Origin of the sequence: Bacteroides sp. MSK.20.82, from assembly GCF_019052485.1 — a bacterium.
GTDB lineage: Bacteria > Bacteroidota > Bacteroidia > Bacteroidales > Bacteroidaceae > Bacteroides > Bacteroides thetaiotaomicron.
This window is the reverse complement of sequence record NZ_JAHQUN010000048.1, coordinates 22,367-38,062: the sequence shown is the minus strand read 5'-3', so window position 1 is coordinate 38,062 and position 15,696 is coordinate 22,367. Positions and strand designations below refer to the sequence as shown.

The following is a 15,696-nucleotide window of genomic DNA, read 5'->3' as shown; positions in this document are numbered from 1 at the left end:
AATATTTCATCTTTATTTTCGATTTTTGAAGTGTCAACTTATTCAGTACACTACAAAATGATAGGAAACTATAAGTCGTTGATATCTAAACATATAGAGTAATATCGGTAATGTTATAGAGTTTATGTTCATGTCCGTACGTAAATGAATTAATTTATTTATATCCGAATATATTAGTTATATGACAGGAGAAGTATATCTTTGTATGATTAGTTATTACATGAAATATGGACCCAAAACTTATAGACTGTTTATGAGAAGAAATCTTGTTGGTATCATTGTTCTAATCTTGTTGGCCGTTAAGGTTGTAAATGCACAGACTGTTGCTGATTCTATAGCAATAGTGACAGCTCCTTGGGAAGTGGTGACCGTAGAAAATGGAATTGTACATAAGCGGGCTTCCATCCCTTCTCTTTATCAAGGCACTCAGTCCATTAATATATTGGAGATAAATCCGAAGGCTGGCAAAAAGATCGGAATTGCCTTTACCGGACAATTGGAGAAAATAAGCCGGATTGCCCGGAAACATCAGGCCATCGGAGCCATCAACGGTTCCTATTTTGATATGACGAAAGGAAACTCTGTCTGTTTTCTGAAGGTGGGAAGTCAGGTTGTGGACACTACTTCGTTGGATGAATTGAAGTTGCGGGTGACAGGAGCAGTTTATGAGAAGAAAGGAAAAGTGAAGCTCATTCCTTGGGACAGGCAGATCGAGAAGAACTACAAGAAAAATAAAGGTTCTGTGTTAGCTTCTGGCCCGTTGATGCTGAAAGACGGGGAATACTATGACTGGAGTCAGTGCAATGCCAATTTTATAGAAACCAAACATCCGCGTAGTGCTATTTGTCTGACTGAAGAAGGAAAGATTCTGTTTGTTACTGTCGATGGGCGATCTCCGGAAAATGCTGTCGGAATCAACATTCCGGAATTGGCACATCTGCTTCATGTATTGGGTGGAAAAGATGCGCTGAATCTGGATGGGGGAGGCTCTACCGCCTTATGGCTGTCCGGTGCACCGGAAGAGGGAATTGTGAACTTTCCCTGTGATAACAGAAACTATGATCATCAAGGAGAGCGTAAAGTGGCAAACTTCCTTTATGTTCATTAAGAGAGTATTCACATGGTTGCTGTTCACTTTTGGAGAGAGGAATTATATATAATATAATGTATAAGCAAGTAATTTCTATTATATAGCGGACATGATTCAGTATAAAACTTTTCTTATCGCTCAGGTTTTGGCTCTCCGAAGTCAGGCACCGATGAGGAATGGTCCCGACACCGGGGAAGGCTTATTTCTTTCAGTTTTTCTTCTTGCGTACGTCCTTCCCTTCGAATTTGCAGATTGCCTCTATCCAGTCTTCGGTTAGTGGCATCGACTCATGTTTTTCCAGGTCGAAAGTTACCATGATCGATTTGCAGATACATTTCACCTCTAGGGTTTCCGTGTCGATCACCCGTTGGATGAGATGAAAGCTTTTGGTTCCAATTTCAGAAACGGCGGTTTGTACGGCAATATGATCGGATGCGAAAATCTGCTTTACAAAATTGGCTTCGATATGAACGACCACTATGCCGATCTTTTCCCAGTCCACTCCCGGACATACGGAGGCGAAATATTCAGTCTTCCCCAAGTCATAGAAAGAAAAGTAGACAGTGTTGTTGACGTGACCGAATTTATCTACGTCGTTGAAGCGCAACTGGATAGGCAGTGCATGATGAAATACGATTTCTTCCATTGTTTTCCCTTAATCTTTTTTATTTCGACGCAAAAGTACTACTTTTGCGTGTTATTCTCAACAGAAATAGTTCAAGAAATGATAGAAGATATTAAAAAAGCCTGTCAGGTGATGAATGAAGGAGGTGTCATCCTTTATCCTACCGATACTGTATGGGGCATAGGCTGTGACGCTACTAACGAAGAGGCTGTACACCGGGTGTATGAGATAAAAAAACGTGCCGATAGCAAGGCTATGCTGGTACTGGTAGACTCTCCTGTGAAGGTGGATTTTTATGTACAGGATGTCCCCGATGTGGCATGGGACCTGATAGAAGTAGCCGATAAACCATTGACTATTATTTATTCCGGTGCACGGAATTTGGCCCCGAACCTGCTGGCGGAAGATGGCAGCGTGGGTATCCGGGTGACCAATGAAGAATTCTCCAGACGACTTTGTCAGCAATTCCGTAAAGCCATTGTTTCCACTTCCGCCAATATCAGCGGACAGCCGGGAGCGGCCAACTTTACTGAGATCAGCGAAGAAGTCAAGTCGGCAGTGGACTATATAGTCGGCTTCCGACAGGATGATATGAGCCGTCCCAAGCCCTCAAGTATTATAAAGTTAGATAAAGGCGGAGTGATCAAGATAATTCGTGAATAGATGAAAAGAGAGGAGAGACAGAGTTTACTACAGCGTTGCATCAAATGGCGGGAAGCTAATATTAAGGAAAAGCAGTTTATCCTGATATTGAGCTTTCTGGTCGGGATCTTCACTGCGATTGCCGCTTTATTTTTGAAGTTCCTTATTCATCAGATACAGAATTTTCTGACAAACAACTTTAATGCGACATCGGCCAACTATTTGTATTTGGTATATCCGGTGATCGGTATTTTCCTGGCGGGATGGTTTGTGCGTAATATCGTGAAGGATGACATCAGTCATGGTGTTACCAAGATCCTGTATGCGATTTCGCGTCGTCAGGGACGTATCAAACGACATAATATCTGGTCGTCTACAATTGCCAGTGCCATCACGATCGGCTTCGGTGGATCGGTTGGAGCGGAGGCACCGATTGTGCTGACGGGTTCGGCCATCGGCTCCAATCTGGGAAGTGTTTTCAAGATGGAACATCGCACGCTGATGCTGCTCGTCGGCTGTGGCGCGGCAGGGGCGATTGCGGGAATCTTTAAGGCCCCGATTGCCGGGCTGGTATTTACGCTGGAAGTGCTGATGATCGACCTTACGATGTCTTCTCTGCTTCCTTTGCTGATTTCCGCCGTGACTGCGGCAACTGTTTCCTATATCACAACCGGAACGGAGGCTATGTTCAAGTTCAACCTCGACCAGGCTTTCGAACTGGAACGTATCCCTTACGTGATCTTGCTGGGAATCTTCTGCGGACTGATTTCTCTCTACTTCACACGGGCGATGAACTCCATTGAAGGGGTATTCGGAAAACTCAAGAACCCTTATCAGAAACTTGCTTTTGGCGGTGTGATGCTGAGTGTGCTGATTTTCCTTTTTCCTCCGCTCTACGGTGAAGGCTATGATACAATCGAACTTCTGCTGAACGGAACTTCGGCAGCGGAATGGGACACGGTTATGAACAACTCTATGTTCTACGGCTATGGTAATCTGTTGCAGGTTTATCTGATGCTGATTATCTTGCTGAAAGTGTTTGCTTCCAGTGCGACGAACGGTGGCGGCGGGTGTGGTGGTATTTTCGCTCCTTCGCTTTATCTAGGGTGTATTGCCGGATTCGTGTTTTCTCATTTCAGCAATGACTTTGCCTTTTCCGCCTATCTGCCCGAAAAGAATTTCGCCTTGATGGGAATGGCGGGTGTTATGAGTGGGGTTATGCACGCTCCGTTGACAGGAGTGTTCCTGATAGCCGAGCTGACCGGAGGTTACGATTTGTTCCTGCCGTTGATGATTGTGTCTGTCAGTTCTTATTTAACGATTATAGCTTTCGAGCCTCATAGTATTTACTCCATGCGTCTTGCCAAGCGCGGTCAACTCCTCACACATCATAAGGATAAGGCAGTGCTGACCTTGATGAAGATGGAGAATGTGGTGGAGAAAGATTTTGTAGCCGTGCATCCGGAAATGGACTTGGGAGAGTTGGTAAAAGCCATTGCCGCTTCCCACCGTAATATGTTTCCGGTGACGGATAAAAAGACCGGCGAATTGTTGGGAATTGTCCTGCTCGACGATATCCGCAACATCATGTTCCGGCAAGAACTTTATCACCGTTTTACTGTTAATAAATTAATGACATCTGCTCCTGCCAAGATATTCGATACGGATGGAATGGAACAAGTGATGCAGACGTTTGATGATACCAAAGCATGGAATCTGCCGGTAGTGGACGAAGAAGGACGATATCAGGGATTTGTCTCCAAATCAAAGATATTTAACTCATACCGCCAAGTACTGGTACATTTTTCTGAAGATTAACCGGCAAGGTGCCGGAGCCAGGTTACTATGCAGATAACTTCTACGAAGATAATAAGAAGATTATGAAGAAAGAAGATTTAAGGATCGTTTATATGGGTACTCCCGATTTTGCGGTGGAGGCCCTGCGTCAGTTGGTAGAGGGTGGTTATAACGTGGTAGGCGTGATAACGATGCCCGATAAACCGGCCGGACGCGGACACAAAATTCAATATTCTCCTGTCAAGCAATATGCACTCGAACAGAACTTGCCGTTGCTGCAACCGGAGAAACTGAAGGATGAGGCTTTTGTGCAGGCACTTCGTGAGTGGAAAGCTGATCTTCAGATTGTGGTTGCTTTTCGTATGTTGCCGGAGGTGGTCTGGAATATGCCGCGGTTGGGTACTTTCAACTTGCACGCTTCGTTGCTTCCTCAGTATCGGGGTGCTGCTCCTATCAATTGGGCGGTTATCAACGGCGATACGGAGACTGGTATCACTACCTTCTTCCTGCAACACGAGATTGATACCGGAAAAGTGATTCAGCAAGTACGTGTCCCCATTGCCGACACGGATAATGTGGAAGTGGTGCACGATAAACTGATGATCCTCGGTGGTAAGCTGGTGCTCGAAACCGTGGATGCGATCTTGAATGATACGGTGAAACCAATTGCTCAGGAAGATATGGCAGTGGTGGGCGAACTACGTCCCGCTCCGAAGATATTTAAGGAGACTTGCCGGATTGACTGGAATTCTCCGGTGAAAAAGGTGTATGATTTCATTCGTGGTCTGTCGCCTTATCCTGCTGCATGGAGTGAGTTGGTCAGTCCGGAAGGAGAAGCGGTGGTGATGAAGATTTTTGAGAGCGAGAAGATTTATGAGGCACATCAGTTGCCTGTCGGAACAGTTGTGACGGATGGCAAGAAATATATAAAGGTGGCTGTGCCCGATGGATTTGTTTCTGTCCTCTCTTTGCAGCTTCCCGGCAAGAAACGTCTGAAGACCGATGAATTGCTTCGTGGATTCCGCTTGTCGGATGGATATAAAATGAATTGATAGAATGAACTGACCACGGTCAAGCTAACTTAGAACTTAAAACAATAGAATGATGAAACCGATTATTTCTCCTTCCATCCTTTCTGCCGACTTTGGTTATCTGGCGAGAGATATTGAAATGATAAACCGCAGCGAAGCGGAGTGGGTACATATTGATATAATGGATGGAGTATTTGTTCCTAATATTTCATTCGGCTTCCCGGTGTTGAAGTATGTAGCAAAGTTGACGGACAAACCGTTGGATGTACATCTGATGATAGTCAATCCGGAGAAGTTTATCCCTGAAGTGAAAGCGTTGGGCGCACATACGATGAATGTTCACTATGAGGCTTGTACGCATCTTCATCGGGTGATTCAGCAAATCAAAGAAGCTGGAATGCAGCCGGCAGTGACAATCAATCCGGCAACTCCTGTTGCTTTATTGCAGGATATCATTCAGGATGTGTATATGGTACTTATCATGAGTGTGAATCCGGGTTTTGGCGGGCAGAAGTTCATTGAGCATTCTGTAGAGAAAGTCCGTGAATTGCGTGCTTTAATAGAACGGACCGGTTCAAAAGCATTGATTGAAGTGGATGGAGGTGTGAATTTGGAAACGGGTGCCCGACTGGTGGAAGCAGGAGCGGATGTGCTGGTAGCCGGCAATGCTGTCTTCGGAGCACCGGACCCGGAAGAGATGATCCGCCAGTTACACAAGTTGTAACGGACACATTGAATACTGCCTCTTTACATCAGTATCCTTATATACGCCTGATTATCCCGTGGATAGCAGGCGTTTTTTGTGGAGATTGCTTCTTTGATCAATCGACGGAACTGTTTTGGAGTATTCTGAACTTTGGTCTCTTTGCCGGACTGTGCATTGCCCTCTATTTTCTGAAACGGCGTTCACTTCGGTGGTGTTTTGGAATATCTGTCTTTGTGCTTTGTTTCGCAGGCGGGTGGCTAGGCATTACTTGTCAATTAAAACAAACGGTATATGACTTTCCGGAGAAGGAAGCGGTTTATCGGGTACGACTAACGGATACTCCGGAGACTAAAGAACGGACGTTGCTCTGTAGGGTATTGCTTAAAGAGCTGCGAGATTCGTCAGGGGTATGTCCGATAGGGCGAAAGGCTATTCTTTATTTGCAGAAAGATTCATTGTTTACTTTATTGAAACTGGGGGATAAACAATTAAAGATAGGAGATGAACTGCTGGTATCTGCCCGCATTGCTCCACCCGCTAACGGAGGAAACTTTGATGAGTTTGACTATGCCCGCTATTTGATGCGTCATGGCATTAGTGGAACGGGGTACGTAGCATCCGGGAAATGGGCGTTATGGTCACCATCTATCAGGTATACTGCGATGTTTTGTCAGGAAAAGGTGATAAACCTTTATCGGAAGCTGGGATTTGAAGGAGATGAACTGGCTGTGCTTTCAGCGTTGACCGTGGGTGAGAAGACCGATTTAAGTGACTCTATCCGTGAAAGTTATTCAGTATCCGGTGCCAGTCATGTCTTGGCTCTATCCGGCCTGCATATAGGGCTTTTGTATGCTTTGCTTTTCCTCCTTTTGAAACCTCTAGCAAGGAAGTGGCAGGCAGGGCGATATTTCCGTTCCGTTCTGCTCCTTGTTTTATTATGGTCTTTTGCCTTTTTTACCGGTCTGTCACCGTCTGTCGTCCGTTCGGTAAGTATGTTCTCGGTTTTGGCAATAGCGGAACTGTTCGGACGCCAATCATTGACTCTGAATACACTGGCTGCTACCGCATGGGTAATGCTGTTGGTCAATCCGGCTTGGTTGTTCGATGTTGGTTTTCAATTATCTTTTCTAGCTGTACTTTCTATTTTGATGATTCAGAAACCGGTCTATCAGTTGTTGCCTGTGAAGAGCAGGATAGGAAAATATGTTTGGGGATTGATGAGTGTATCGATAGCTGCGCAAATAGGAACTGCTCCGCTTGTAATGCTGTATTTCTCCCGTTTCTCCACTCATTTTCTGCTGACTAATTTAGTAGTCATACCTTTGGTGACTGTAACTTTGTATGCTGCCGTTCTTATGCTTCTTCTGACTCCACTGCCTGCCGTTCAGTTTGTTATGGCGGGAGCAGTCAGATTCCTGTTGAAAGTGTTGAATGATTTTGTCCGGTGGGTTGAGCAACTTCCTTATGCTTCCTTGGATGGTATCTGGCTTTATCGTCTGGAGGTGTTGGGCATCTACATTTTCTTGTTGCTTTTTCTTTATTATTTGAAGACCCGAAGGTTCAGGAATCTTGTTGTTTGCTTTTCCTGCCTGTTGTGTCTGGGCATTTATCACACGGTCATGCGCTGGTATGACCGTCCTTGTCCGAGCCTTGTATTTTACAATGTCCGTGGTTGTCCGGCGATTCATTGTATTGCTGAGGATGGGACTTCTTGGCTGAACTATGCCGATACCCTTTCTGATAAGCGCCGTTTGCAGGCTGTAGCGGCTAATTATTGGAGACGTCATCAACTTCTGCCTCCAATAGAAGTAACGGCTGATTGTCAGAACGTTGACTTCTGTCGTCATCAGCAGATTGTATTTTATCATGGCTACCGTATTTGTATGGTGACCGATAATCGATGGCGGAACAAATCTGCCGCTTCACCGTTATTTATTAATTATATGTACTTATGCAAAGGCTATAACGGTCGTCTGGAAGAACTTACCGGACTCTTTTCTCCATCTTGTATCCTGTTGGATGCTTCCCTTTCCGATGATCGCAAACAGTTCTTCCGGGAGGAATGTAAGAGACTGCATCTGCATTTTATCACTCTGTCTGAAGAAGGTTCTGTGCGGTTTTTGCTCTAAGTACGAAGAATTATCGTACATTTGCAACTCGAAAAAGAATATGGTATGTTGACTAAAGTAATAGAACAGGCAAAAATCGACCACTTTACCAAGTGGTTTGAGCGCGCTGACAAAATAGTAATCGTTTCTCACGTGTCGCCCGACGGCGATGCTATCGGCTCTTCACTGGGGCTTTATCACTTCCTGGATTCACAGGAGAAGACAGTAAATGTAATTGTTCCTAACGCTTTCCCCGATTTCCTCCGCTGGATGCCGGGCAGCAAGGATATCCTTTTGTATGACCGCTATAAGGACTTTGCGGACAAATTGATTGCCGAAGCTGATGTGATTTGCTGTCTGGACTTTAATGCCTTAAAGCGTATTGATGAGATGGCGGATGCCGTGGCAGCTTCTCCGGCACGCAAAGTGATGATCGACCATCATCTTTATCCCGAAGAATTCTGTAAGATTACCATGTCTTATCCTAAGATATCTTCCACTTCCGAACTGATATTCCGTCTGATTTGTCGTATGGGCTACTTCAGTGATATTTCAAAGGAAGGAGCAGAATGTATCTATACCGGTATGATGACGGATACAGGTGGCTTTACCTACAATTCCAACAATCGCGAGATTTATTTTATCATCAGCGAACTCCTTTCCAAAGGGATTGATAAAGATGATATCTACCGTAAAGTATACAATACATATTCAGAGAGCCGCCTGCGTCTGATGGGGTATGTGTTGTCAAATATGGTGGTTTACTCAGATTACAATGCCGCATTGATATCGCTGACAAAGGAAGAACAAAGTAAGTTTGACTATATAAAAGGTGACAGCGAAGGGTTTGTGAATATTCCCCTTACCATTAAGAACGTATGTTTCTCCTGTTTCTTGCGGGAAGATACGGAAAAGCCAATGATTAAGATTTCGCTCCGTTCGGTCGGTACTTTCCCATGCAATCAGCTTGCAGCCGAATTTTTTAACGGAGGCGGTCATCTGAATGCTTCGGGCGGTGAATTTTTCGGAACGATAGAGGAGGCGAAAGCCGTTTTCGAACAGGCACTGGAGAAATATAAACCTTTGTTGACAGCCAAAAGCTAAGAATGGAAGGTTAAAAGTAGACAGAGAAAGGTTAAAAGTTACCAACTTTCAACTTTCCCCTTTCATCTTTCAATGAATTTGAGATACATTTGTGCAGAATATAGCTAAATAACAGATAATGAAGAAACTTGTATTTTTATTTCTCTCTTTGTTGGCAGCCGGAGGTATATTCCAGGCGTGCGACGATTCAAAGACTTACGCTGAAATGTTGGAGGACGAAAAGAATGCGGTGAATAAATTCATCAAAGATAAAAGAATCCAGATCATTTCACAGGACGAATTTGAGAAGAATGATACTGTCACCGATTTGATCCGGAACGAATACGTTGCCCTCTCCGATGGTGTATATATGCAGATTGTAGATCGTGGAAGTGCCGAGAACAAAACGGATACTTTCGCTAACAACAATGAAATCTGCGTCCGTTATATCGAAGAAGATATAATGACACGCGACACTACCTGTTTCAATGTCTTCCTCGAAGAGTGGGGAGATGCAAATCAGCTTTACACGAATCCCGCTGTATTCCGTTATGTAGCCGAAGGCAGCTATGTGTACGGTACTTTCATACAAATGGACTATTACTGGGCAAGTTATTATCAGTCAACAGCAGTACCTGCAGGCTGGCTGCTTGCACTACCTTTTGTGCGCAACTACGCTCACGTACGTTTGATCGTTCCTTCCAAGGTAGGACATTCATCAGCACAACAATACGTCAATCCATACTATTATGATATTTGGACATTCAGCAAAGCACTGAATTAACCCCCATATAAATCTTAGTTAAAAGACCTATGACTCTAATCAAATCTATCTCTGGAATCCGCGGAACTATTGGCGGAGGAGCGGGTGAGGGACTAAATCCGCTTGACATTGTAAAATTCACCTCGGCTTATGCTACTTTGATTCGTAAGACCTGTAAGGCACAAAGCAACAAAATTGTAGTGGGACGCGACGCCCGCATCTCAGGTGAAATGGTAAAAAACGTAGTTGTCGGCACACTGATGGGAATGGGCTGGGATGTTGTAGACATCGATCTGGCTTCTACCCCGACTACCGAGCTGGCTGTGACGATGGAAGGCGCCTGTGGCGGTATCATCCTGACAGCTTCTCACAACCCCAAACAGTGGAACGCACTGAAACTACTCAATGAACATGGAGAATTCCTGAATGCGGAAGAAGGCAACGAAGTACTTCGTATTGCTGAGGCTGAGGAATTCGACTATGCCGATGTAGACCACTTGGGATCTTACCGCAAAGACCTGACTTATAATCAAAAACATATCGACAGCGTACTGGCTCTCGAACTGGTAGATGTGGAAGCTATCAAGAAAGCGAATTTCCGTGTAGCTATCGACTGTGTAAACTCTGTAGGAGGTATTATCCTTCCGGAACTCCTGGAACGTCTGGGTGTGAAACATGTAGAGAAACTCTATTGTGAACCTACCGGAAACTTCCAGCATAACCCCGAACCACTTGAAAAAAACCTGGGTGACATCATGAACCTGATGAAAGGTGGAAAAGCGGATGTTGCATTCGTTGTAGACCCGGATGTTGACCGTCTGGCTATGATCTGCGAGAACGGTGTCATGTACGGTGAAGAATATACATTGGTTACTGTAGCCGATTATGTATTGAAGCATACTCCGGGCAATACGGTTTCTAATCTGAGTTCTACCCGTGCTTTGCGTGATGTAACCCGCAAATACGGTATGGAATATAGCGCCTCTGCTGTAGGAGAAGTAAATGTAGTCACCAAGATGAAAGCAACTAATGCTGTAATTGGTGGTGAAGGAAACGGTGGAGTGATCTATCCTGCCAGCCATTACGGACGTGACGCCTTGGTAGGTATCGCTTTATTCCTCAGCCATCTGGCTCACGAAGGAAAGAAGGTGAGCGAGCTTCGTGCTACTTATCCTCCTTATTTCATTGCCAAGAACCGGGTAGACCTGACACCGGAAATCGATGTGGATGCTATCCTGGCTAAAGTAAAGGAAATCTATAAGAACGAAGAAATCAATGACATCGACGGTGTGAAGATAGACTTTGCTGATAAGTGGGTGCACCTGCGCAAGAGCAACACGGAAGCGATCATCCGTGTGTACAGCGAGGCTTCGACTATGGAAGCTGCTGAAGAGATCGGTCAGAAGATTATGGATGTAATCAATGAACTAGCCAAGTAACAGCACAATTTGTTTTAAGCATAATAAAGAGAGGGAGGACTAATAAACGAGTCCTCCCTTTTTTCATGTCTTTCTGAGATACCTATTTGTTAATGTGAGGTTTGTAACCGCTGAAGGCGAAAAAAACTTTTGGTAATTTGCTACCGAAAATATACCTTTGTGCATATTATTATCTGATTACTTTCCAAAATGCTATGAGAATACGCCTGATTCTAGTTTTTATCACATTGATTTGTCCATTGATTAGCATAGCTGACAATGTAAAGGATGCCTATCTTTTCCAAAAGGTGGACTACCAGCAGGGATTGTCCAATAGCGCTGTACTTTGTCTTTTTCAGGATAATGAGGGATTGATGTGGTTTGGTACCTATGATGGGGTAAATTGTTACGATGGGAAAAGTATGGAAGTGTTTCGTTCAGACTTTTCGGAACAAAAGACGCTGAGCAATAACATTATTCATTCTATTCAGCAGGCAGACAGCAGTTGCTTATGGATAACTACACATTTGGGAGCCAATCGTTTTTCGAAGGATTCACGGCAGGTAATCTGCAATTACGAATTTGACACTGATTTCGTGATTCATTCCAACCATGCAGGTAATACATGGGCGTTGAGTTATGACTGGATTGCCTATTACAATACCCACCATCGCCGTTTTGTGCGGATTCCGATGCCCGATATTAAAATGCTGAAAGTAGATGTTCGCGCGTTTGTTACCGACGAAGGTGAATTATACCTTTTCCCTTATGAAAGCGGTGACCTGTATCGTTTCTCTTTAAACTCTTTCGATCAGGATACCTTGTCTACGCGTCTCACTACTACTCCCTCACATTTTCACTCCAAGCAGATACAGTATGTCTGCTATCAGAATGGTGTATTCTGTTTCTATGATTCGGATTATGATCTTTTTGTGTATGATATATCAAGAAAGTCTAAGATTTACATCCGTAACATTGGTGAGATGGTTCATAAATATGGGCAAATAACGGGAATTGTACCTTTCTATGAGGATATTGTTATCGCATTCCAGACGAATGGTCTGATTCGCTTGCGTCTTTCTCAAAAGTATGCAGAGGAGATTATCGATCAGAATATGCGTATCTATGGTATTTATAATGACTCCCGGCAAGGGGTACTGTGGGTAGGAACCGACGGGCAAGGAGCCATTATGTATTCCAAGAAGTATTCTATTGCCACTAATCTGATGTTAAACAGTTTCTCACCTAATTTGACCCGTCAGGTAAGGTCGATAATGACCGACAAATACGGGGGACTTTGGTTTGGAACAAAGGGAGACGGGCTGCTGCATGTGAAAAACTATCGGGACGGGGTACACGCATCCAACACAGAGGTTTACTCGCTGGATAAAAAGCAGAATGCGATGTCGTATGTCAAGCAGAACAGGGAATTTCAGGTATACTCCATGTTGGAGAGCCGTTATAGGAATGGATTCTGGGTTGGAACCGGCTCTTCGGGCTTGTGCTATTATTCTTTTGATAATGGAAAGTTGCATGAACTTTCAAATAGGGAAACAGGAACTGGAGGAGAAGTGGCAGAAGTGCATTCCATCTTTGAGGAAAGTGACAGTGTCCTTTATCTGGCGACTTCGGGTAAAGGTTTTTATAAAGTAATAGTAGATAACAGTAAGCAGGACGTTCAAATCAAATCGTGGAAGAATTATCGTTTTTACCATGAGCAACAAGAGCTTAACCTCTTTTATAGTATGGTGCCACAAGGAGATTCCCTGTTGTGGCTGGGAAGCAGGCAAAAGGGATTGATACGTTTTGACCGGAAAACGGAAGAGTATCAGATCTATTCCCTGAATGAGATTCTGCATAAATCTGTTGACGATATTCTCTGTTTGCACTGGCATGGAGAGCAATTGTATGTGGGCACTACCTCCGGCTTGGTGCGCGTTACTTTTAAAGAACGCAAACTGGAAGCGGATTATATCGGTCGTGAACAAGGGTTGCTTAATGACATGATTCATAGTATTCTGGAAGATGCCAACGGGCTGCTGTGGCTGGGTACGAATCGCGGACTGATCAAATTCAATCCGGAAAATTCATTTTCTCATGCCTATTATTACAGCGGAGGCATTCAGATAGGAGAGTTTAGCGATGATGCATATTACCGTTGTCCATATACCGGTTGTCTTTTCTTCGGAGGAATCGACGGATTGCTCTACCTTGATAAGAAGGTGTCGGCAGCACCGGAATATTATCCGGAAATATTATTGCGTAAGCTGATCATAGAAAAGACATTTGTCAATTTGCAAGACCATTATTTGCCGGACAGGAAAGGGCTGCGGATGCAGGGAGCCAATCTTTCGTTTTCTTTATTCTTTGTTGTACCTGATTATGCCAGTGGTGGCGATGTGGAATACTCGTATATGCTCGAAGGTTATGATAAGGACTGGGGAGCTTTCAGCAGTGTGAATGAAGCATCCTATTTCAGCGTCCCGTCCGGAGATTATCTGTTTAAGGTTCGCTATAAGAAAGATGTGTTTGCTACAGAATACAAGACCTTCACGATTCCCGTACACATTCTGCCCCCTTGGTATCGCACAGTGTATGCGTACATTGTTTATATACTATTGGGTATCGTATTGGTAATGTATGTGATTCATCTTTTCCGCAAGTATTTTCGTCATGAACGGATGATGAAGAAACTGCTGGAGTCGGAAAATCGAAATATATCTCTGGCGGCGGATAGTTATCAGGCGCGTGAGGTGCTCAATACTTGTACTCTCATTTATCAGGCTTGTGATCAGCTAAACGACAAGAATATCTCCTCTGAAGGACATGCAGAGAAAATAGGTCAGATTCGTGAATCCGTGATGTCCTTGCTCTTTGGGTGTGGGTTGGGTGATGAATGTTTCCGTTTGTTGTCGTCGCTGCATTTTTCGGTTTCGGGGCGTTTGTCTCTTTTGAAGATGGCGGAAGAGGTGCTTCAAGTACTTGAAAAAGAAGGCCATGATGTCTCTTCGATACAGTTAGACATTCCGGAAAATTTCACTTATCCCGCCTATAAGAATGCGTTACGTTGTATCCTTTATTTCAGTTACCTTTATATTTCCAGTTGTAAGACAGAGAAGGTATCGGTGACGGTGACAGAAGAAGCAGGTTGTATGATGCTGACATTTGTTTCTCCGGATGAAACAGTGAAAGGATTGAAGGATGTATTGTCCGGAGAAGAACTCTTGTCTATCAGGGCGAAAGATTCGGATGATATGTTCAGGATACGGACCATGCAACGTTTCGTGTTTTCTGCATTGAAGCAGCAGAATAGTGTGATGCGCTATATAACCCCTGTAGGGCAGGATAATCAGTTGACTATCACATTTGATCCGGTTGTTGTGGCAGAGCAGAATGAAGTGAGAAAAACAGTTTTGTTGTTGGAAGACAGGGAAGAGATCGTCTGGTTGATCAGTGCGTTACTTTCCGATGAGTATGAAGTCCGTTCAGTGCGGAGTGTGCAGTTGGCATTTGACGAGATGCATAAGTCCGCACCGACTTTATTTCTGGTGGATATGCTTATGTATGCCGATGCGGAAAGTACTTTTATAAAGTATGTCAATAAGAATCGTTCTATGTTGTCGAGGACAGCGTTTATTCCGATGTTGACATGGAAAGTCAGTGCGTCTATGCAGCGGGAGTTGATTCTATGGGCAGATTCTTATATTGTTCTTCCTTATGATATACCATTCCTGAAAGAAACGATCCATAAAGTGATTTATGGCAAGCGGGAAGCCAGACAGATTTATATGGAAGACCTGGAAGGCTGGGCAGATTCTATTGTTTGTACCACTACGGAGCAGGCGGATTTTGTCAGGAAGTTCTTGCAGGTCATGGAGCAGAATCTGGATCGTGAAGATTTGGGCTCCACGTTTGTGGCAGAACAAATGTTGATGAGTTCCCGTCAGTTCTACCGGAAGTTTAAGGAGATTTCGGGTATGTCACCCAGCGATTTGATTAAAGATTACCGGATGGAGAAGGCCGCCCGTTTGTTGCAGAACGAGGAACTGTCTATTCAGGATGTAATTTCCGATGTAGGTATATCCAGTCGTGCTTACTTCTACAAAGAGTTTACCCGTAAGTTTGGCGTAACTCCTAAGGTATATAGAGAGAAGCTTTTAGGGAATGACACTCATAAAAATCAGGAGTGAACAGCCAGGAAGCGGTCTGGTATTAGTTGCCAAGAAATAAATTCCCATGCTGATCTGTGCTGCTTTTTAAGGTTGGTCTCCTTTGTACTCTCTTTTGTTTTCCATTATTTATTATTCTGATATATAGGGTATTATCCAGTACTCTATTTTACCATCTGTACTTTAAACAGACATTTTTTCTCTTCTCTGTTTTTTGGCGCACAGGAGTATCTCATTTCTTTGGTTATTCCTTTAATTTGCGTC

General features: G+C 44.0%; 11 protein-coding genes. 10 read left to right on the top strand and 1 reads right to left on the bottom strand.

Features of this window, described 5'->3' with window-relative positions; all coding sequences use genetic code 11:
* Positions 1-253: 253 nt before the first annotated feature.
* Positions 254-1,108, top strand: coding sequence for a phosphodiester glycosidase family protein (locus KTR07_RS23495; RefSeq protein ID WP_165938091.1), 855 nt, complete (start codon positions 254-256; stop codon positions 1,106-1,108).
* A 190-nt stretch (positions 1,109-1,298) separates the two neighbouring features.
* On the opposite strand, the gene KTR07_RS23490 is transcribed toward KTR07_RS23495, so the two are convergent.
* Entirely contained in the window at positions 1,299-1,736 is a 438-nt protein-coding gene (locus tag KTR07_RS23490; protein ID WP_011109028.1) for a thioesterase family protein, read from the bottom strand.
* Positions 1,737-1,814: 78 nt separating this feature from the next.
* Here KTR07_RS23490 and KTR07_RS23485 point away from each other — a divergent pair, with 78 nt between their 5' ends.
* The 9 genes from KTR07_RS23485 to KTR07_RS23445 all read left to right on the top strand — a co-directional run bounded on the left by KTR07_RS23485 (position 1,815) and on the right by KTR07_RS23445 (position 15,453).
* Positions 1,815-2,378 carry an L-threonylcarbamoyladenylate synthase gene (locus KTR07_RS23485; RefSeq protein ID WP_008760863.1) on the top strand — a complete coding sequence of 188 codons (564 nt, stop codon included), beginning with the start codon at positions 1,815-1,817 and terminating at the stop codon, positions 2,376-2,378.
* A complete protein-coding gene (locus KTR07_RS23480) occupies positions 2,379-4,175 on the top strand; it encodes a chloride channel protein (protein WP_008760864.1) in 1,797 nt (598 codons plus the stop codon). It begins immediately after the preceding gene.
* A gap of 62 nt (positions 4,176-4,237) precedes the next feature.
* Positions 4,238-5,206, top strand: coding sequence for a methionyl-tRNA formyltransferase (gene fmt, locus KTR07_RS23475; RefSeq protein ID WP_011109030.1), 969 nt, complete (start codon positions 4,238-4,240; stop codon positions 5,204-5,206).
* 52 nt (positions 5,207-5,258) lie between these two features.
* Positions 5,259-5,909: a ribulose-phosphate 3-epimerase gene (gene rpe, locus KTR07_RS23470; RefSeq protein WP_022470924.1), complete on the top strand. Its 651-nt coding sequence runs from the start codon at positions 5,259-5,261 to the stop codon at positions 5,907-5,909.
* An 8-nt stretch (positions 5,910-5,917) separates the two neighbouring features.
* Entirely contained in the window at positions 5,918-8,020 is a 2,103-nt protein-coding gene (locus tag KTR07_RS23465; protein ID WP_048696030.1) for a ComEC/Rec2 family competence protein, read from the top strand.
* A gap of 45 nt (positions 8,021-8,065) precedes the next feature.
* Positions 8,066-9,103, top strand: coding sequence for a bifunctional oligoribonuclease/PAP phosphatase NrnA (locus KTR07_RS23460; protein ID WP_008760868.1), 1,038 nt, complete (start codon positions 8,066-8,068; stop codon positions 9,101-9,103).
* 118 nt (positions 9,104-9,221) lie between these two features.
* Positions 9,222-9,866 (top strand): DUF4827 domain-containing protein, encoded by a 645-nt coding sequence (locus KTR07_RS23455; RefSeq protein ID WP_008760869.1) that lies wholly within the window; start codon positions 9,222-9,224, stop codon positions 9,864-9,866.
* A gap of 29 nt (positions 9,867-9,895) precedes the next feature.
* A complete protein-coding gene (gene glmM / locus KTR07_RS23450) occupies positions 9,896-11,284 on the top strand; it encodes a phosphoglucosamine mutase (RefSeq protein WP_048694982.1) in 1,389 nt (462 codons plus the stop codon).
* Positions 11,285-11,478: 194 nt separating this feature from the next.
* Positions 11,479-15,453 (top strand): two-component regulator propeller domain-containing protein, encoded by a 3,975-nt coding sequence (locus KTR07_RS23445; RefSeq protein ID WP_048695110.1) that lies wholly within the window; start codon positions 11,479-11,481, stop codon positions 15,451-15,453.
* The last annotated feature ends 243 nt before the right edge of the window (positions 15,454-15,696 follow it).

Coding starts and splice junctions, on each gene's coding strand:
- KTR07_RS23455 (WP_008760869.1), top strand. CDS start 9,222: ATGAAGAAACTTGTATTTTTATTTCTCTCTTTGTTGGCAGCCGGAGGT.
- KTR07_RS23460 (WP_008760868.1), top strand. CDS start 8,066: ATGTTGACTAAAGTAATAGAACAGGCAAAAATCGACCACTTTACCAAG.
- fmt (WP_011109030.1), top strand. CDS start 4,238: ATGAAGAAAGAAGATTTAAGGATCGTTTATATGGGTACTCCCGATTTT.
- glmM (WP_048694982.1), top strand. CDS start 9,896: ATGACTCTAATCAAATCTATCTCTGGAATCCGCGGAACTATTGGCGGA.
- KTR07_RS23480 (WP_008760864.1), top strand. CDS start 2,379: ATGAAAAGAGAGGAGAGACAGAGTTTACTACAGCGTTGCATCAAATGG.
- KTR07_RS23445 (WP_048695110.1), top strand. CDS start 11,479: ATGAGAATACGCCTGATTCTAGTTTTTATCACATTGATTTGTCCATTG.
- KTR07_RS23490 (WP_011109028.1), bottom strand. CDS start 1,736: ATGGAAGAAATCGTATTTCATCATGCACTGCCTATCCAGTTGCGCTTC.
- rpe (WP_022470924.1), top strand. CDS start 5,259: ATGAAACCGATTATTTCTCCTTCCATCCTTTCTGCCGACTTTGGTTAT.
- KTR07_RS23495 (WP_165938091.1), top strand. CDS start 254: ATGAGAAGAAATCTTGTTGGTATCATTGTTCTAATCTTGTTGGCCGTT.
- KTR07_RS23485 (WP_008760863.1), top strand. CDS start 1,815: ATGATAGAAGATATTAAAAAAGCCTGTCAGGTGATGAATGAAGGAGGT.